Consider the following 17,603-nt stretch of genomic DNA (forward strand, 5'->3'; position numbering starts at 1 on the left):
GCCGAAACCGCATTAGTGGCAGGCTGGCAGGCATGGGGTTGCCGTCCATGCGACCCACCGGCTGGTTTCAGGTGGGCTGGAGCGCCGATCTCGAGGTCGGCGACGTCAAGCCGCTGCACTATTTCGGCACCGAACTCGTGGCCTTCCGCGACCTCGATTGCAGCGTCCGAGTCCTCGACGCGCACTGCCAACACATGGGCGCCGACCTATCGCATGGCGGCTGCGTCGTCGAAGGCGGTATCCAGTGTCCGTTCCACGGCTGGGTGTGGAGCGGCGACGACGGCCACAACGTCCGCATCCCCTATGAGCCGCAGCCCGATGACGTCCGGCGCGTTCAGTCCTGGCCCACCGCCGAAGTCAACGAGTGCATCTACGTCTGGCACGACATCAGCCATCGCGCGCCCGCGTGGCAGGCGCCCAACGCATGGGGCGGCCTAGGAGAGCGGACCGGAAGTTACTGGTTCCGCTCCGTGGGCCCCGACGAGAAACAGTTCTTTGCAGGCGTGACGGTGCATCCGCAGGTGGTGGCGGAGAGCTCGGTCGATCGCCAGCATTACCGATTCGTCCATAAGGTGCCGGTGAGCCCGGTCCTGCTCGCGTCGACGGCAGATAACTCCAGCTGGCATGCCACCATCGGCTTCGGCGCCGGGAATCCCGTCGAAATATATTGGCATGGTGTGGGTTTGAGCTTCAGCTGCGAGGACAACGGCGACGGCATGCAAATCGTTTCCATCTGTCCCACCCCGGTTGATGACTCAACCAGCGATATATTCGCCACCTACTGGGTGTCTGAAGACCTCGACTACGACGACCGACTCGCTGCAGCCAAGCAAATGTTGCCTGACGACATCGATATCTGGGCCCATCTGGAGTACCTCGACCGTCCCGCGTTGGCGCCCTCGGAGGCCGACGACTTCCAGCACATGCGCGAGTGGGCAAGCACCTTCTATCCGCCAGCTCAGCCAGATCTACGCAGCGTCACCCTGTAGGTGTACTGCTCGGGCAGGAAGTGACTGACCGACAGCTCGACCGGGCTTCCGCTGGAATCCGAGTACAACCGGTCCACCCGCAGCATCGGATGACCTGGCCCGCACCCAACGGCATTGGCGACGGAGTCGTCGGCCGGGGCGACCGTAATCGATTGCGCGGCTTCGGCTATCGGTTCGGAAAGGTGTGGCTCCAATAGGCCGATCACGGTGTGCGTGCCGACCGCACCTTCGACGAGCGCGGCCTGTATCGGCTGAGCGGCTGATGGCACCAGGTGAACAATGGTCATTACGAACGGAACGCCGTCATGCAGGCGGCGGAACACCACCGAGTACACGACGTCGTCATCGAGCCGCAGTCGACTTGCTGCATCGACGTCGACCCGGCGTCGCAGTCCCGTCAGCACCTCCATCGTGGTGTCATCGGACAGACTCATCAGGTCTTCGATCGACCCGAGCTGGCGCAGATACCGCCCCGGTTCGCTGGCGTAGGTGCCGCGGCCTGGCACCCGGTACACCGCGCCGTCGGCGACCAGATCCTGAAACGCCCGCCGCACCGTTTGGCGTGACAAGCCATGCCGCGCAACAAGTTCGGACTCGGTCGGCAGCCGCACACCGTCGCTGTAGTGACCCGCCGCGATCTCGTCGCGCAGTTGTTCGCGCAGAACCTGGTAGGCGGGCTTCATCAGATTCCCCCGCGCGCCACCAATTGACTGGCGATGACGTTGCGCTGGATCTCGTTGGTGCCTTCGCCGACGATCATCAGCGGCGCATCCCGGAAGTAGCGTTCGACATCGAATTCGGTGGAATAGCCGTAGCCGCCGTGGATTCGCACTGCGTTGAGCGCGATCTCCATCGCCACTTCGGAGGCGAACAGCTTGGCCATCCCTGCTTCCATGTCGGCGCGCTCGCCCGCGTCGTAGCGGTCGGCGGCGTAGAGCGTGAGCTGACGCGCTGCCGTCAGCTTGGTCGCCATGTCGGCCAGGTAGTGTCCGACGGCCTGGTGTTTCCAGATCGGTTGGCCGAAACTTTCGCGGTCCTGCGCATAGCGCAGCGCATCCTCGAGTGCAGCCGTGGCCACGCCCAACGCCCGCGAGGCCACCTGAATACGGCCTGTCTCAAGGCCTTTCATCATCTGCGCGAAGCCCATGCCCGGCTCACCGCCGAGGATCGCCGACGCCGAGACCCGGCAGTCGTCGAACGTCAGCTCGCAGGACTCGACGCCCTTGTAGCCCAGCTTGGGTAAATCCCGCGAGATGATGAGCCCATCACTGACCTCGATGTCGAGGCCTGGGGCGGCCTCTCTGTGTTCGACGAGCACCACCGAAATCCCTTTGTGCGCAGGCTTGGCCGATGGGTCCGTCTTGCACAGCAGCGCGATCAATCCTGACCGGCGTGCGTTGCTGATCCACGTCTTGGAGCCGTTGATGACGAGCCCGTCGCCCTCGGCCAACGCCGTCGTCTTCATGTTCTGCAGATCCGACCCGCCTCCGGGCTCTGTGAGCGCCATCGTGGCCCGCATCTCGCCGGTGGACATCACCGGCAGGTACTTGCGTTTCTGTTCCTCGGTGCCGAACAGCGCCAGCAGCTTGGCGACGACGGTGTGGCCGCCCATCGCGCCGGCCAGGCTCATCCAGCCGCGCGACAACTCCTGGGTGACCTCCACATAGCAGCGCGTCGACACCGGCGTGCCGCCGTAGGACTCGGGGACCGCCAGGCCGTAGATACCGATGCGCTTCATCTGTTCGATCCACGCCTCCGGGTACTCGTTGGCGTGCTCGACCTCGCGGACAGTCGGCTTCACATCGCGGTCGATGAAGGCCCGCACCGTCTCGACCAGCATGATTTCTTCGGCATTCATTATGTACGGCCATATTTGCACTTTGTGCGGCCCAATGGCAACATCGGCGGCTGTGAACGGTCCATACTTCGATGACTTGGAGGTGGGCCAGGTCTTCGACTCGGCGCCCTCAATGACCTTGAGCCAGGGTGCCGCAGGCGCGCATCAGGCGATCATCGGCGACCGGCTGCGGCTCGCGCTGGACGCCCAGCTCGCCTATGCCGTAACCGGCGCCACCTCGGCGCTGGCGCATCCCGCGCTGGTCTGCGACGTCGCGGTCGGGCAGAGCACGCTGGCCACCCTGCGGGTGAAGGCCAACCTGTTCTATCGCGGTCTGGAGTTTCACCGCTTCCCCGTCATCGGTGACAGCCTGTTCACCCGGACCGAGGTTGTCGGGCTGAAGCAAAATTCGGCCAAACCCGGCCGCGCGCCAACCGGCCTGGCCGCGCTGCGGATGACGACCGTCGATCAGATTGGCCGGCTGGTGCTCGACTTCTACCGTTGTGCGATGCTTCCGCTCAGCGCCGAACGCGACACCGGACACAACGACGATCTTTCGAGTATCGGCGCCGACCTTGCGAAACCGCCCGACCCCACGGCCGACTGGGACGCCGACGTGTACCGCGAGAAGGTACCAGGTGCGCACTTCGATGCCGGCGTCGCGGGCGCAGTCCTGCAGAGCACCGCCGACGTGGTCACCAGCGCGCCGGAGCTTGCCCGGCTCACGCTCAATATCGCTGCGACACACCATGATTGGCGTGTCGGCGGCCAACGTCTCGTCTACGGCGGCCACACCATCGGATTGGCGTTGGCGCAGGCCACGCGGCTGCTGCCCAACCTGGTCACCGTCCTCGGTTGGGAGTCCTGCGACCACACCGGGCCCGTCCACGAGGGCGATACGCTGCATAGCGAGCTACATGTCGAGGGCGCAGAACCGCTGCCAAACGGTCGCGGCGGCGTGCTGAAGCTGCGCTCGCAGGTCTATGCCATCCCAGGGGGTAGGAGCGCAGCGACTGGGGGGACAGGCATAGGCGAGCCCGATCGTAAAGTGCTCGACTGGCGGTTCAGCGCGCTCCAGTTCTGAGCACAATGGGCCTGTGACGCCGATGGCCTTTCCCGTCGCCGTGCTGACGCGAGCGCGGCGGGCCGCCGATGCGTTCCACCAGCTCACGGGTGTGGCGGTCGACGCTGCCGAACTCCTCGCTGGACGCGCCGCCCTGCTCGGGCTGTCACCTCGAGGGAAGGTCTCGGCAGGGGGCGCCACCCAACTGATGCGCAGTCGGGACGGATGGTGCGCGCTGACGTTGTCACGGCAAGAGGATGTCGACGCCATACACGCGCTGACCGAATCCGTCGACAGCGATCCCTGGCACGCCGTTGAGAACTGGGTGGCCGAACATGCGTGCGCCGACATCACCGCGCGCGCCCGGCTGCTCGGCCTTCCAGTCGCGGCACTCGGCGAAACACCCGCCGCGCCACCACGGATCAGCGATCTAGGCGCCCCGGCCGCCCCGCGGGGCGTCGACGGACTCTTGGTCGCCGACCTGTCGTCCATGTGGGCCGGCCCGCTGTGCGGCCAGCTCCTCAGGCGAGCGGGCGCCACTGTGGTCAAGGTCGAAAGCCATGCTAGGCCCGATGGCACCCGCGCCGGCCCGCCGGCATTCTTCGACTGGATGAACAGCGGAAAGCTGTCATACGCCGCCGATTTCGACGAGCCATCCGGTCTGCGGCGGCTCCTCGAGGCCGCCGACGTCGTCATCGAATCCTCACGGCCCGCGGCGCTTAGGCATCGGAGCCTCGGCCCAACGTCGCACGGCGGCCAGGTCTGGCTGCGGATCACCGGCCACGGAACCGATGGCGAGCGGGCGAACTGGGTCGCCTTCGGTGACGACGCCGCGGTAGCCGGCGGTCTCGTCGGCGGCGCCGACGCCGATCCAGTGTTCTGCGGCGACGCGATCGCTGACCCACTGACGGGTCTGCACGCGGCGCTCGCAATCGCGGAGTCACTACACCAAGGCGGAGGCGAGCTGATTGAACTGTCGATGGCCGCCGTCGCCGCCACCTACGCCGCCGATGACCGGACCGCCGAAACCCCTTGCAAGGCAACGCCGGCCCCGTCTCCACCCGCTGCCGCGCTGGGTGCCGACAACGCGACCGTCGAAAGGCTCTGGGTGTCATGCTGATTCAGCGCGCCACGCTGCTCGACGGCAGCACCACCGACATCCGCGTCGACGAACAAATCACCGACGTCGGCGACCTAGAGCCGGACAAGGGTGAGCAGGTCTTCGATGCCGCGGGCGCAACGGTCATCCCCGGGCTACACGACCACCATGTGCACCTGCGCTCGGCGGCCGCGGCGTTGACTTCGGCGCGCGTCGGCCCCGCCGAGGTGCGGGGCCGTGACGACCTGGCCCGCGCGCTGGCCGACGCACCCGTGGGCTCTGACGGCTGGATCAGGGCGGTCGGCTACCACGAGGCCGTGGCGGGACCGCTCGACCGGCGCGCGCTCGACGATCTGTCGCCACCCGTGCCCGTGCGCGTGCAGCACCGCAGCGGTGTGCTGTGGACACTGAACTCTGCGGGGCTGGCCAGGGTGGGGCTGACCGATCACCCTGACGGACGACTGCGCAGTTCAGACCGCAGTTGGTCAGACACGTTGCAGCGCAACGAAAGCGGGCTTGCCGAGATCAGCCGCCGGCTGAGCGAGTACGGCGTCACCGGCGTAACCGATGCCACCCCCGACTTCGAAGTCAGTGACATCCTCAAACTGATGCAGGCCCACCGGCACGGCGAACTCCTGCAGCGCGTGAACTGTTTGGCGCCGGGTAAGCGCATCCTTCACGACGCCGATCTCAACCTCGCCGATCTCACCAAGTGGATCGCCGGACGCCACGCAGAAGACGCGCCCGTCGCGGTGCACTGCGTGACCGCCGCCCAACTCGTCGTGACCCTTTCGGCGCTGCGCGAGGCGGGCCTGCACCCGCAGGACCGCATCGAACACGCGGCCGTCGTGCCTGACGACGTCGTGGCCGAACTCAAAGACCTGCGCGTCACCGTCATCACGCAGCCCAACTTTGTCGCCGAGCGTGGCGACCAGTATCTGACCGACGTCCCCGCCGAGGAGCACCACGAGCTGTGGCGGCTGGCGTCACTGCTCAGAGCGGGGGTGAAGGTCGCGCTCTCCACCGATATGCCGTTCGGCCAAAGCGACCCGTGGGCCACCATCCGGGCTGCCGTTCACAGGACCACCGCGAGCGGCGCAGTCCTCAACGCCGATGAATGTGTTTCGGCGCGTGAGGCTTTGACGATGTTCTTCGGCGTATCGAGCACGCCCACCGAGGCACGAGCCATAGCGAAGGGCCAGCCCGGCGACCTGTGCCTGCTGGCAGCCCCGCCAACAGAGGTACTCGAAGAACTCGACGCGAACATGGTTGCCGCGACCGTCATCGCGGGCCAGGTCGTCTTCGAACGCGGTTGACGGTCTCTCAGTCAAGCCGCGGCGGGGGCGAACGCCCTGCGCAGCAGCGCGCACTGGCTTTTGAAGAACGATTGCGACACATGGGCTTTCGGCACAACGCCGTCGAAGCCGTGGAACGCTCCGGGAACGACCTCGACCTCGCATGGCACACCGGCGGCTTCAAGCCGCTCGGCGTAGGCCAGGTCCTCGTCGTGAAACAGGTCCAACGTGCCGACACCCACCCAGGCAGGCGGCAATCCGCTGAGATCTTCGCGCCGCGCGGGCACGGCGACCTCTGGGTCCGCACCGCCGAGGTATGCCGACCAGCCGTACTTATTGCTGGACTGGTTCCACATCCGAAGCCCCGGATTGTCGAGATGCCTGCCCACAGTGCGGTCGTCGAGCATGGGATAGACCAATAGCTGCGCGGTAAGGGGGATTTCGGCGCGGTCGCGCGTGAGCAGTGCCAACGCCGCGGCCAGCCCTCCGCCTGCACTTGCTCCGCCGATCGCCACCCGTGCGGGGTCGACCGACGGCAGCCGAACCAGCCATTGCAACGCCGAATAGCAGTCCTCGAGCGGCGCCGGATACGGATGGTCGGGCGCCAGCCGGTAGTCCACCGACGCGACAACCGCACCGAGTTCGCGGGCGTACCGGCGACATAACGCATCGTCCTGTGCAGCGCTTCCGATGACGTACCCGCCGCCGTGGATCCACAACAGCGCCGGCACGTGGCCCGTCACTCCGGTGGGGCGGAACAGTCGAATCCCGACACCGGACGGCAGCGTCAGCACCTCGATATCGCTCGGCGGCCGGCGCCGCCACAGCAGGCGCTCCGCTGCGCGCAGAAACGGCACCGTCGCGGGTGTGACGATCTGCTTGGGGAGGTGGCGCGCGGCGCGGCGCAGATCGGGATGAAACTCGGCGGGCGGCATGCGACCAGTATCCGCGCTCACTTCAGCAGCGGGTCCCGCGGCAGGCCGAGGATGCGTTCGGCGATGGTATTGCGGGTGATCTCCGATGTTCCTCCGGCAATGGTCATGGCCCGGTTGCCGAGGTAACTTCGCAGCAGCTTCGGCGCCTGGCCGACCACCGCCGCCGAACCGGCCAATTCCATGCCCAACTCGGTGATCCGCTGCCCTGCCTCGGCCACCAGCAGTTTGGTCACGTTGCCCTCCGGCCCCGGCTCCGCACCGGCGATGGCCCGGCTGGCCCGGCGCAGGTTCAACAGCCGCAGCGTGTGCGTCTCCGCAATGCACTCGCCCGCACGCCGCACGTAGTTGGCCGCCGACGGGGAGGCATCGAGCAGCTTGATGAGGTGGTCGGGGCTGAAGCCGGATGCGCCACCGGAGCCGCCGCCGATCGAGATGCGCTCGTTGCCCAGCGTCGCGCGCGCCACCAGCCAGCCGCGGTTCACGTCGCCGACGACATCGGCGTCAGGAACAAAGACATCATCGAAGAAGACCTCGTTGAAATGTGAATCGCCAGTGATGCCGCGCAGCGGATTCACCGTCACGCCAGGGGCTTTCATGTCGATCGCCATCATCGTCACACCGGCATGCTTGGGCGCATCGGGATCGGTGCGCACCGTCGCCAGACCCCACTGGCAGTACTGCGCCAGGCTGGTCCACACCTTCTGCCCGGTAACCCGCCAGCCGCCGTCCACCTTTTTGGCTGCCGTGCGCACCGCGGCAGCGTCCGAGCCCGCGCCCGGCTCGGAGAACAACTGGCACCACATCACCTGGCCCCGCAGCACGGGTTCGACCCAGCGCTCCCGCTGGTCATCCGTGCCCGCCTGCGCGATCGTCAGCGCCACCCACCCGGTGATGCCCATGTCCGGTCGCTCGATGCCGGTGAACTCCTCCTCGATGACCAACTGCTCGAGCACATCGGCGGCCCGGCCCCACGGCTTCGGCCAGTGCGGCACGAGATAGCCGGAGTCGACAAGATAGTCCCGCTGCTTGTCCTCGGGCAGGGACTGCAGCTGGCCGACGGCCTCGCGGGCCTGGCTGCGGTATGCGTCCGCCTCGGGCGGCAGCGTGAACGACGCCCCGTGCGCCTGACCGCTGCGCTGGCCTTCCACGACGTCGAGCAGCGGGTCGCCGCCCTCCTCCATCAGCGCGGCCAAGGTGCGGGCGCGCCGCAGATACAGATGCGCGTCGTGCTCCCAGGTGTAGGCGATGCCGCCATGCAGCTGAATGTTGTACTGCGCGTTGAAGACTTGGGTGCGAATGGCGTGCGCCGCGGCAACGGCGGCGGGGAACCACGCACTGTCCAGGTCGTCGGCGCGCGCAGCGTCCCAGGCGGCCGCCGTGGTCTCCTCGGCGTTGACCAACATGTTGGCCGCATGGTGCTTGACCGCCTGGAAGGTGCCGATGGTGCGGCCGAACTGCTCGCGCACCTTCGCGTATTCGACCGCCATGTCCAGGGCGGCCCAGCTGACGCCGACCGCCTCGGCTGAGGCCAGGATCCGGAACACCGTCCGCGCCTTGCGGGCGGCGCCGCGCAACACCCTGTCCTCGTCGAGTGTCACGCCGCGCAGCGCGACAGATCCGACGCTGCGAGTGGTGTCCAGGGACTCCAGCGCCGTGATTGTCACACCGTCGGCCTTCGCGTCGACGATCACAATGTCCTCACCAGCGGCGATCACCAGCACGTCGGCGTCAGGCGCGCCAAGGACCGCGGGGCTTTCGCCGGTGAGCACCAGGTCAGAGCCGCCGGTGACATTGCCCGACAATGCGAGCGCGCCGACCGCGCTCCCGTCGGCCAACCTCGGAAGTAACTGCGCGCGAACAGAATCCGATGCGCAGCGGTCGATCACGACGGCAGCCGCGACCGTCGGCAGGAACGGGCCGGGTGACAGCTCACGTCCCAATAACTCGAGCACAACCGCCAGCTCGGCCAGGCTGAACCCCGAACCACCGTGGCCCTCGGCGATCGCCAGCCCGTTCCAGCCGAGCCCCGTGCCTGCCGACCAGATCTCCGACGGATGGGCGGCGCCGTCCTCCAACGTCGCGCGCGCCGCGCCGCGGCTATCCAGGCGATTCAGCTGCCCGATGACTGAATCGGCCAGGTCGATGTGTTCTTCGGTGATGGCGAGAGCCGACTTACTCACAGTGGAAGTCCTCTTTACGTTTGACGGTCGTCAAGTAAAGCTATCGCGTCGGCCCTGGTCACGGTATATGTGACGGCCCCCACATTTGATCTTGATCATGACGTTAGTAGACAAGTCGCGGATGTTGTCGTTTGGGAATCCATCCTCGGGGTACATTCGCGCAATGACGGTACGACCGGACACCCGGTATCCCGGACCGACGATGTGGTCACGTGCCCGGTGGTTACTAAAGGCGGGTCCCGCCGACTACATGCTGGCGATGAGCGTGGCGTCGGCCTCCCTGCCCGTAATCGGGAAACATCTTGAGCCGCTTGGGGCTGCGACGGCAATGGGCATCTGGGGTTACCGCCACATGCCGGATTTCCTCGGCGCAACCGCACGCTCCTGGTTTGAGCCGGGCAACGCAGAGTTGCGGCAACAGGAACGCGACGCCACGAACTCCGTGACGGAAGCCGCACTGCACGGCATCGTGCCTGCCAATGATCTGGCAATCGAGTGGCCTGCGCCGGAGAGCTCGCCGCCACTGTGGAAGTTCCGCCAGCATCGCCGCAGCGTGCACCGCACCTCGGTGCGTTACGGTCCACTCCCCTCGCAGCTGCTCGACGTGTGGCGGCCCAAGGAACTACCAGTCGAGCCGGCGCCCGTCTTGCTTTTCGTGCCGGGCGGTGCCTGGGTGCACGGCAGCCGGATGTTGCAGGGCTACGCGCTGATGTCACATCTGGCCGAGATGGGCTGGGTGTGCTTGTCCATCGACTACCGGTGCGCGCCGCACCACCGCTGGCCGGCGCACATCACCGACGTCAAGACTGCGATCGCGTGGGCCCGCGCCAACGTCGACAAGTACGGCGGCGACCGCAATTTCGTTGCAGTAGCGGGATGTTCGGCGGGCGGACACCTCTCAGCGCTGGCCGGACTGACCGCGAACGACCCGGAGATGCAGTGCGATCTGCCGGAGGGGTCGGACACCTCCGTCGACGCGGTGGTCGGGATCTACGGCCGCTACGACTGGGAAGACCGGTCGACGGCCGAGCGCGTTCGCTTCATGGACTTCCTGGAGCGTGTGGTGGTCGGCAGAAAGGCGGCCAAGCACCCGGATGTATTCCGCAAGGCTTCGCCGATGGCGTGGGTACACGAGGACGCTCCGCCATTTCTGGTCATTCACGGCACCGGTGACAGCGTCATTCCCGTCGAGCAGGCCCGCAGTTTCGTCGAGCGCCTACGCAAGGCGTCGCACTCGGTGGTCAGCTACATCGAGCTGCCAGGTGCCGGTCACGCGTTCGACATGATAGACGGCGCCCGAACCGGATCGATGGCGACCGCAATCGGCCTGTTCCTCAACCAAATTCACCGCAACCGATCGCTGACGCGCGCCAAGCAGGTGATCTAGGCTTCCCCCAACGGGAGGAGGCTGGTGAAGAGGCTTAGCGGGTGGGACGCTGTGCTGTTGTACAGCGAGACCCCGACGGTGCACATGCACACCCTCAAGCTGGCGGTGATCGAGTTCGACGACCTCGGTGGCCGCAACTTCGGCATTGACGAGTTCCGCAAGGTGATCCAAGGCCGGCTGCACAAGATGGAGCCTTTCTGCTACCAGCTCATCGAGGTGCCGGGCAAGGTCCACCACCCGATGTGGCGGGAGAACTGCGAGGTCGACCTCGAATACCACGTTCGGCCGTTCCGGGTCGACGCGCCAGGTGGCCGTCGCCAACTCGACGACGCCGTCGGCAGGATCGCGAGTACCCCACTGGATCGCAGTAAGCCATTGTGGGAGATGTATTTCATCGAGGGGCTGGCGAACGGCAGGATCGCAGTGCTCGGCAAGATCCACCACGCGCTGGCCGACGGAGTGGCATCGGCCAACCTGCTGGCGCGGGGGATGGACTTGCAGACGGGTCCGCAGACCGACCGGGACTGCTATGCGAGCGATCCCGCGCCGACCAGCGGCGAGCTGTTGCGTTCGGCGTTCGCCGACCACGTGCGGCACATCGGCAGATTTCCGGGTGTCGTGCGCTATACCGCACAAGGCATCCAGCGGGTCAGGAAGAGTTCGCGGAAGTTGTCGCCCGAGCTGACGCGGCCCTTCACCCCGCCGCCGTCGTTCATGAACCACCGTGTGGACGCGCAGCGCAGGTTCGCCACCGCGACACTCGCGCTGGCCGACGTGAAGCAAACCGCCAAGCAGCTGGGCGTCACGATCAACGACATGGTGCTCGCGATCTCCGCAGGGGCGCTGCGTCAGCTGTCGCTCAAATACGACGGCCACGCCGATCATCCGCTATTGGCCTCTGTCCCAGTGAGTTTCGACTTCTCACCGGACCGCGTCTCCGGCAATCGCTTCTCGGGCGTCATGATGGTCGTGCCCATCCAGCTCGATGATCCGCTCGAACGGGTGCAGGCCGTGCACGACGCCGCGGTGGAAGCCAAGGAGACACACAATCTGCTCGGCCCCGAACTGGTCAGCAGGTGGGCGGCGTACTTCCCGCCCGCGCCTGCTGAGCGGTTGTTCCGCTGGCTCGCGGACAAGGATGGCCAGAACAAGGTGTTGAACATCCCGATCTCCAACGTGCCCGGCCCGCGTGAGCCGGGTCGTGTCGGGGGCGCATTGGTGACGGAGATCTACTCTGTCGGACCACTGACCACGGGCGCGGGCCTGAACATCACGGTGTGGAGCTACGTCGACCAGCTCAACATCTCGGTGCTTTCCGACGGCGCCACATTGGCGGACCCGCACGAACTGACCGACGCGTTGCTCGATGCATTCGTCGAAATACGCCGCGCCGCAGGGCTTTCCGAGACGTTGACCATCGTCGAGAAGGCGATGGCGCAATAGCCTTACCGGCAGTGGCCAGTTATGTCACGCTTCGCGCGATTCGGCGTGCGATAAGTGGCCACTCGACGCCTGCTCGCGTCGCGTGGCGTGCACCCAGGACAGGAACGTCGCTACCGCCTGAGCGGTGTAGTGGCCACGCGGCGACCCGTAGTAGAAATCGAAGGCATGCTGGGCGTGCGGTATCTCGGCGTACGCGACGACCGAAGTCGACGTGTCCTTCATCGCGGCGGCGAAAGCGCGGCCCTCGGGCACCGGGATGATCGAGTCGTCTTCGCCGTGCAAGATGAAAAACGGTGGTGCGTCGGGCCGTAACCGCATGATCGGCGACGCGTCGACGTATACCTGCTTACGCTCGACAATGCGCCTCTTGACCACGTACTTCTGCAAGAACGCGATGAACTCCCTGCGGCCGTTGCCGTTGCCGGAGACCCAGTCATAGCGGCCGTAGATCGGGACCGCAGCCACCACAGAGGTGTCGGCGTCCTCGAAACCCGGCTGGTATTGCGGGTCGTCAGGGGTGAGCGCGGCCAGCGCGCACAGATGACCGCCTGCCGAACCGCCGGTGATCGCAACGAAATCCGGATCGCCGCCGTAGTCGGCAATGTTTTCCTTGATCCACGCGAGCGCTCGTTTGACGTCGACGATGTGGTCCGGCCACGTGTTCCGGGGACTGACCCGGTAATCGATTGATACGCAAATCCATCCGCGCTCGGCCATATGGCTCAGCAGCGGATAGGCCTGTGGCCGTCGCATGCCGATGGCCCATGCGCCGCCGGGTACCTGCAGCAGTACGGGGGCTTTGCCGTCGCGGGGTAGATCACTGCGCCGCCAGATGTCTGCCCGGTTGACCCGACGATGGGGACCGTACTGAACCGTGCTTGCCTTCTCGACATAACGGCGACGTACCAAATCGGTGGGCCACACGCCGATCATCCTGCGGCGCCTCACCGGTTGTGATTGCGCTGCGATCTTCTCGTAGTCGTCGCCAAGCACCTCGCGCAGCGGCTCTTCGAAATACGGTTTGGACGCGATGTTGCGGCGCTGGATCAGCACCAGCAGGCCCCAGGCAATGCCGGTGAGCACCAGCGCAATTCGGCCACGAGCACCGCGAAAGTCCCCGCGAACACCGCGGCGCACCGCGTCGAACATCGATCCGGCGAGATAGACAGCCGACATCTCGGTGGTCGGCCAACCGAAGGCGAACACAGGCAGCGTGATGTAGCCCTCGCGGGCGATCGGGCGCACCCCGTTGACAGCGTTGAGCAGCTCCGCGCAGGCGCGCAGTAGTGGCCAGCGTCTACGCACGAGCCGCGCGGTCCTGCAATTCGCGGCGCACGATCTTGCCGGTGCTGCTGCGAGGTAGTTCGTCGAGAATCGTGATCTCCCTGGGTACTTTGTAATTCGCCAAGTTCTCGCGGACGTGTTGTTTCAGTACGTCGGGGGTAGCCGAGGCGCCGCCATTCAAAACCACAAACGCCACCAGTCGCTGGCCGTACTGTTCGTCGTCCACCCCAAGCACCGATGCCTCCGCCACATCCGCATGTGACATCAGCGTCTTCTCCACCTCGATCGGGTAGATGTTCTCACCGCCGGAGACAATCATCTCGTCGTCGCGGCCAACCACGAAAAGCCGTCCGGCCTCGTCGAAGCGGCCGATATCACCGGACGACATGAACCCCTCATGGAAGTCCTTCGTCTTGCCGGAGGTGTAGCCGTCGAACTGCGTGGAATTGCGGACGTAGATGGTGCCGACCTCGCCGGTGGGCAGCTCGTTGAAATCGGAGTCCAGAATCCGTATTTCGGTGCCACCGGCCGGCTTGCCTGCGGTATCGGGGGCGGCCCGCAGGTCTTGCGGTGTCGCCGTGGCGATCATGCCGGCTTCGGTGGCGTTGTAGTTGTTGTAAATCACGTCGCCGAACTGATCCATGAACTTGATGACGACGTCGGGCCGCATCCGTGAGCCCGACGCGGCGGCGAACCGCAACGACCGCCCGCTGTATTTGTTGCGGACGTCGTCGGGCAGTTCCATGATCCGGTCGAACATCACCGGCACCACGCACAGCCCGGTGGCGCGGTAACGGTCGATGAGCTCGAGGGTGGCCTCGGGGTCGAACTTGCGGCGGGTGATGACCGTGCACGCCAGCGACGCCGCGAACACCAACTGGGAGAACCCCCATGCGTGAAACATCGGCGCGACGACGACGACTGGTTCCTCGGCGCGCCACGGGGTACGGTCCAGGATCGCCTTGAGAATGCCGGGCCCGCCGTCGGCGCCGCCGGAGTGCTTGGCGCCCTTGGGAGTTCCGGTGGTGCCCGACGTCAGCAGGATGACCTTGCTCTTGTTGTCAGCGCGCTTGGGTTCTCGCCCCGAGTGGTCGGCGATCAGCTTCTCGACCGTCAGCCCGTCCTGGGGGCCGTCGGTCCACGCGATGATCCGCGTCGCGCCGGGCTTATCGGACAGTGCGCGGTCAACGGTTTCGGTGAACTCCTCGTCGTAGATGACCGTGTCCACGTCTTCGCGGCTTACGACCTCGGCCAGCGCGGGTCCGGCGAACGAGGTGTTGAGCAGCAGCACGTCGGCGCCGACCCGGTTGGCGGCGATCAGTGACTCGACGAAGCCGCGGTGGTTTCGTGCCATCAGGCCAAGCACTTTCGGAGCCGCTCCGGGCAGGGCCTGCAAGGCCGCGGCCAATGCGTCGGCGCGCTGGTCGATTTCCCGCCACGTCAGGGCGCCGAGTTCGTCGATGAGGCCGGGCCGATCGGGGCAGCGCTGCGCCGCGGCGGCGAATCCCGATGTGATGCCCATGTTTTCGCGCTGCATCGCCGCGGCGATCCGTAGATACTTGTCGGGCCGCATCGGCGCGAGCAAGCGGGCGCGGGCCATCGTCGCGACAACGCCGAGCGTTTCGGTGAGCCGGTCGGTGATGGCCATGGGACTTAGCCAAGCACCGGGAGCGTGCGCTCCTCGGCCAGTTCGTCGAGGGCGCGCTGCATAACATGGCGCACGTGAGCATCGACCTCGTCGATGTCTGGGTCCTCACCGAACTCGGCGATGATGTCGATCGGCGGCAGTACCTGCATGACGATCTTGGCGGGCAGCGGAATGTTGGGTGGCACCACGATGCTCAAGCCGAACGGGAATCCGAAGGAAATCGGCACGATCTTGGTGCGGGCCAGGCGCGCGATCGGCCCGAGCCGCTTCGCCAGCCACGTCCCGCGGGACAGGAAGATCTGCGTCTCCTGGCCACCGATGCCGACAGTCGGCACAATTGGCACGCCTGCATTGAGTGCAGCTTTGACGTAGCCGGTGCGCCCACCGAAGTCGATCTTGTTCTCCGAGAACGTCGGCCGATAGACGTCGTAGTCGCCGCCCGGGAAAACCACGACGAGCCCACCGGAGCGCAGCGCCTCATCGGCGTTCTCGTGGTTGGCGCTGATGTAGCCGATCTTCTTGAAGAAGTCACCGGTCGGCCCGACGGAGAGCATGTCGTGGCTCAGCGTGTACATCGGCCGGTCATAGCCGTGCTTCTCGTAGTAATGCGCCGAGAGGATCGGCACATCCATCGGCAGCATGCCGCCTGAGTGGTTGCTGACCAGCAGCGCGCCACCGGCCGGCATGTTCTCCAGCCCGCGAACTTCTGATCGGAAGTAGCGCTTGAGGAACGGCCGCGTGAGGCCCATGACGCGCGCGGTGAGGCCCGGATCCCACTTGGTGAGTTCCGACGGTTCGATATCGGTCGAGGTCAAAGGTCCCCCTGAAGAGAAAAACTAGAACGTGTTCTAATTTATGGTACATGGCCGGGGCCGGTCAGCCAATGCCCGAATAACCGCCCGCAGGCTACCGCCGAATGTCGGCAGCGACGGCGGATACGATCACCGGCGTGACAGATAACACCGAAAATGTAGTCCGCGTCGAGCAGCGGGACAGGATCCTGGTCATCACCATCAACCGTCCCGAGGCGAAGAACGCCGTCAACGCGGCGGTGAGCCGCGGGTTGGCCGACGCGATGGACCGCCTCGACGGCGACGCCGGCCTCTCGGTGGGTGTGCTGACCGGGGCCGGCGGCTCATTCAGTGCGGGCATGGACCTCAAGGCGTTCGCCCGCGGGGAGAACGTCATCGTGGAGGGCCGTGGCATGGGCTTCACCGAGCGCCCGCCTGCCAAGCCGTTGATCGCGGCCGTGGAGGGCTACTGCCTTGCGGGCGGGTGTGAATTGGCGTTGGCCACCGACCTGATCGTCGCGTCCAAGGAGTCGGCGTTCGGCATTCCCGAGGTGAAGCGGGGCCTGGTCGCCGGCGGCGGGGGGCTGCTGCGGTTGCCGCAGCGCATCCCCTATGCGGTCGCGATGGAACTCGCGCTGACCGGTGAGAACCTGTCGGCGCCACGGGCCCATGAGCTGGGCCTGGTCAACGCCCTCGCCGAACCGGGCGCGGCGCTGGACGCTGCGATCGCACTCGCGGAGCGGATCACCGCCAACGGCCCGCTGGCAGTCGCGGCGACCAAGCAGATCATCGTCGAATCGCGAGGCTGGAGCCCGGACGAGATGTGGTCGAAGCAGACCCGCATCCTGATGCCCGTCTTCAGCAGCAACGACGCCAAGGAAGGTGCGATCGCCTTCGCCGAGAAGCGCCCGCCAAAGTGGACGGGAAGCTGACGGTTTTCGGTCGCGCGATCGTGGGCAACCGACAGCTATGGCCGACGAACTGCCCATTGCTGACTACGACCAGCTGCCGCTGACCGAACTGCGACACCGGATTCGCTCCCTCGACGAGGGACAGCTGCGCGGCCTCTTCGACCACGAGGAGTCTCACGGCAATCGCATCCCGGTGCTGGAGTTGTTGCACGCTCGCTTGCGGGAGCTCACACATGGCGCCGAGCCGTCGTCGGGAGATCCTGCGAACGCACCGGGCGTCACACATACGCCGCACGGTTCGCCGGTCAACGAAGCGACTGCCGCTGATCCCGCCGCCCCGTTGCCGCGTGGCCGCACCTAGTCGTTATCCCAGGGCAGACTTGACGGTCGCGACCGCGACCTCGACGTCGGCGCGCACCCCCCAGACCGGATGGTCACGCAAGTCGCGCGTGGCGCGCGCCAAGTTGCCTTCTGCGATGTGCCCCGCGACGAGCGTCGCGTTCGCCAGAGCGAACAGCATTGCGCCGGCCTTGACCCGACCCTTCAGCGCGGTAACTGCCGCGACGGGCACCAGCGAATTACCCACGACCGCGCACCACCGATTGAACGGCGTGAGGTGCTGAGTCCGGTGTTGAGCTGCGAATTCTTCATATGACACCCCCATTTTCGGAGCATCGCATACACGTCAGGCGGACGCCATCCCCGAACTTTCGTCGGCAAGCAGTCAGCCCGCTGAGCAGC

General features: G+C 66.2%; 16 protein-coding genes. 8 read left to right on the top strand and 8 right to left on the bottom strand.

From position 1 onward, the window contains the following. Positions 1 to 32: 32 nt before the first annotated feature. Positions 33 to 989, top strand: a complete 957-nt coding sequence (locus tag MYCSM_RS00740) for a Rieske 2Fe-2S domain-containing protein (RefSeq protein ID WP_015304202.1) — start codon at positions 33 to 35, stop codon at positions 987 to 989. Here the strand turns inward: MYCSM_RS00740 and MYCSM_RS00745 are convergent. Together MYCSM_RS00745 and MYCSM_RS00750 are read right to left on the bottom strand one after the other, a co-directional pair. After that, positions 959 to 1,672, bottom strand: a complete 714-nt coding sequence (locus tag MYCSM_RS00745) for a GntR family transcriptional regulator (protein WP_015304203.1) — start codon at positions 1,670 to 1,672, stop codon at positions 959 to 961. The two genes, MYCSM_RS00740 and MYCSM_RS00745, sit on opposite strands and share 31 nt — an antisense overlap. Then, positions 1,672 to 2,847, bottom strand: a complete 1,176-nt coding sequence (locus MYCSM_RS00750) for an acyl-CoA dehydrogenase family protein (RefSeq protein WP_015304204.1) — start codon at positions 2,845 to 2,847, stop codon at positions 1,672 to 1,674. The genes MYCSM_RS00745 and MYCSM_RS00750 overlap by 1 nt, the downstream gene beginning before the upstream one ends. Positions 2,848 to 2,881: 34 nt before the next feature. Here MYCSM_RS00750 and MYCSM_RS00755 point away from each other — a divergent pair, with 34 nt between their 5' ends. Genes MYCSM_RS00755 through MYCSM_RS00765 form a run of 3 tightly spaced genes read left to right on the top strand, consistent with a single transcriptional unit; the run spans position 2,882 to position 6,304 of the window. Continuing rightward, on the top strand, positions 2,882 to 3,910 hold the full coding sequence (locus MYCSM_RS00755; protein ID WP_015304205.1) for a MaoC family dehydratase: 1,029 nt from the start codon (positions 2,882 to 2,884) through the stop codon (positions 3,908 to 3,910). 22 nt (positions 3,911 to 3,932) lie between these two features. After that, positions 3,933 to 5,009, top strand: a complete 1,077-nt coding sequence (locus tag MYCSM_RS00760; protein ID WP_015304206.1) for a CoA transferase — start codon at positions 3,933 to 3,935, stop codon at positions 5,007 to 5,009. Continuing rightward, positions 5,003 to 6,304, top strand: coding sequence for an amidohydrolase family protein (locus tag MYCSM_RS00765; RefSeq protein WP_015304207.1), 1,302 nt, complete (start codon positions 5,003 to 5,005; stop codon positions 6,302 to 6,304). The genes MYCSM_RS00760 and MYCSM_RS00765 overlap by 7 nt, the downstream gene beginning before the upstream one ends. Positions 6,305 to 6,315: 11 nt before the next feature. Here the strand turns inward: MYCSM_RS00765 and MYCSM_RS00770 are convergent, their stop codons facing one another. Both MYCSM_RS00770 and MYCSM_RS00775 read right to left on the bottom strand, forming a co-directional pair. Next, complete coding sequence (locus MYCSM_RS00770) at positions 6,316 to 7,218, bottom strand: alpha/beta hydrolase (RefSeq protein ID WP_015304208.1); 903 nt, start codon at positions 7,216 to 7,218, stop codon at positions 6,316 to 6,318. A 17-nt stretch (positions 7,219 to 7,235) separates the two neighbouring features. Continuing rightward, the gene (locus MYCSM_RS00775; RefSeq protein WP_015304209.1) at positions 7,236 to 9,398 is read right to left on the bottom strand and encodes an acyl-CoA dehydrogenase; all 2,163 of its coding nucleotides are present in this window, start codon (positions 9,396 to 9,398) and stop codon (positions 7,236 to 7,238) included. 163 nt (positions 9,399 to 9,561) lie between these two features. On the opposite strand from MYCSM_RS00775, the gene MYCSM_RS00780 reads away from it, so the two are divergent. Together MYCSM_RS00780 and MYCSM_RS00785 are read left to right on the top strand one after the other, a co-directional pair. Then, positions 9,562 to 10,785 carry an alpha/beta hydrolase gene (locus MYCSM_RS00780; RefSeq protein ID WP_041311110.1) on the top strand — a complete coding sequence of 408 codons (1,224 nt, stop codon included), beginning with the start codon at positions 9,562 to 9,564 and terminating at the stop codon, positions 10,783 to 10,785. A 24-nt stretch (positions 10,786 to 10,809) separates the two neighbouring features. Beyond that, positions 10,810 to 12,228: a WS/DGAT/MGAT family O-acyltransferase gene (locus tag MYCSM_RS00785; protein WP_015304211.1), complete on the top strand. Its 1,419-nt coding sequence runs from the start codon at positions 10,810 to 10,812 to the stop codon at positions 12,226 to 12,228. 24 nt (positions 12,229 to 12,252) lie between these two features. Here the strand turns inward: MYCSM_RS00785 and MYCSM_RS00790 are convergent, their stop codons facing one another. Genes MYCSM_RS00790 through MYCSM_RS00800 form a run of 3 tightly spaced genes read right to left on the bottom strand, consistent with a single transcriptional unit; the run spans position 12,253 to position 15,975 of the window. Beyond that, the gene (locus tag MYCSM_RS00790) at positions 12,253 to 13,533 is read right to left on the bottom strand and encodes an alpha/beta hydrolase (protein WP_015304212.1); all 1,281 of its coding nucleotides are present in this window, start codon (positions 13,531 to 13,533) and stop codon (positions 12,253 to 12,255) included. Beyond that, positions 13,526 to 15,160 carry an acyl-CoA ligase FadD12 gene (fadD12, locus tag MYCSM_RS00795; protein ID WP_015304213.1) on the bottom strand — a complete coding sequence of 545 codons (1,635 nt, stop codon included), beginning with the start codon at positions 15,158 to 15,160 and terminating at the stop codon, positions 13,526 to 13,528. Before fadD12 ends, MYCSM_RS00790 begins: the two co-directional genes overlap by 8 nt. A 5-nt stretch (positions 15,161 to 15,165) precedes the next feature. Continuing rightward, entirely contained in the window at positions 15,166 to 15,975 is an 810-nt protein-coding gene (locus MYCSM_RS00800; protein WP_015304214.1) for a lysophospholipid acyltransferase family protein, read from the bottom strand. A 101-nt stretch (positions 15,976 to 16,076) separates the two neighbouring features. Between MYCSM_RS00800 and MYCSM_RS00805 the strand changes: the two genes are divergently transcribed. Continuing rightward, positions 16,077 to 16,883 carry a crotonase/enoyl-CoA hydratase family protein gene (locus MYCSM_RS00805; protein ID WP_015304215.1) on the top strand — a complete coding sequence of 269 codons (807 nt, stop codon included), beginning with the start codon at positions 16,077 to 16,079 and terminating at the stop codon, positions 16,881 to 16,883. Between the two features lie 37 nt (positions 16,884 to 16,920). After that, positions 16,921 to 17,223, top strand: coding sequence for a hypothetical protein (locus tag MYCSM_RS00810; RefSeq protein ID WP_015304216.1), 303 nt, complete (start codon positions 16,921 to 16,923; stop codon positions 17,221 to 17,223). A gap of 3 nt (positions 17,224 to 17,226) precedes the next feature. Here the strand turns inward: MYCSM_RS00810 and MYCSM_RS00815 are convergent, their stop codons facing one another. After that, the gene (locus tag MYCSM_RS00815; protein WP_015304217.1) at positions 17,227 to 17,448 is read right to left on the bottom strand and encodes a hypothetical protein; all 222 of its coding nucleotides are present in this window, start codon (positions 17,446 to 17,448) and stop codon (positions 17,227 to 17,229) included. Positions 17,449 to 17,603 lie beyond the last annotated feature (155 nt).

Origin of the sequence: Mycobacterium sp. JS623 (assembly GCF_000328565.1) — a bacterium.
Lineage (GTDB): Bacteria > Actinomycetota > Actinomycetes > Mycobacteriales > Mycobacteriaceae > Mycobacterium.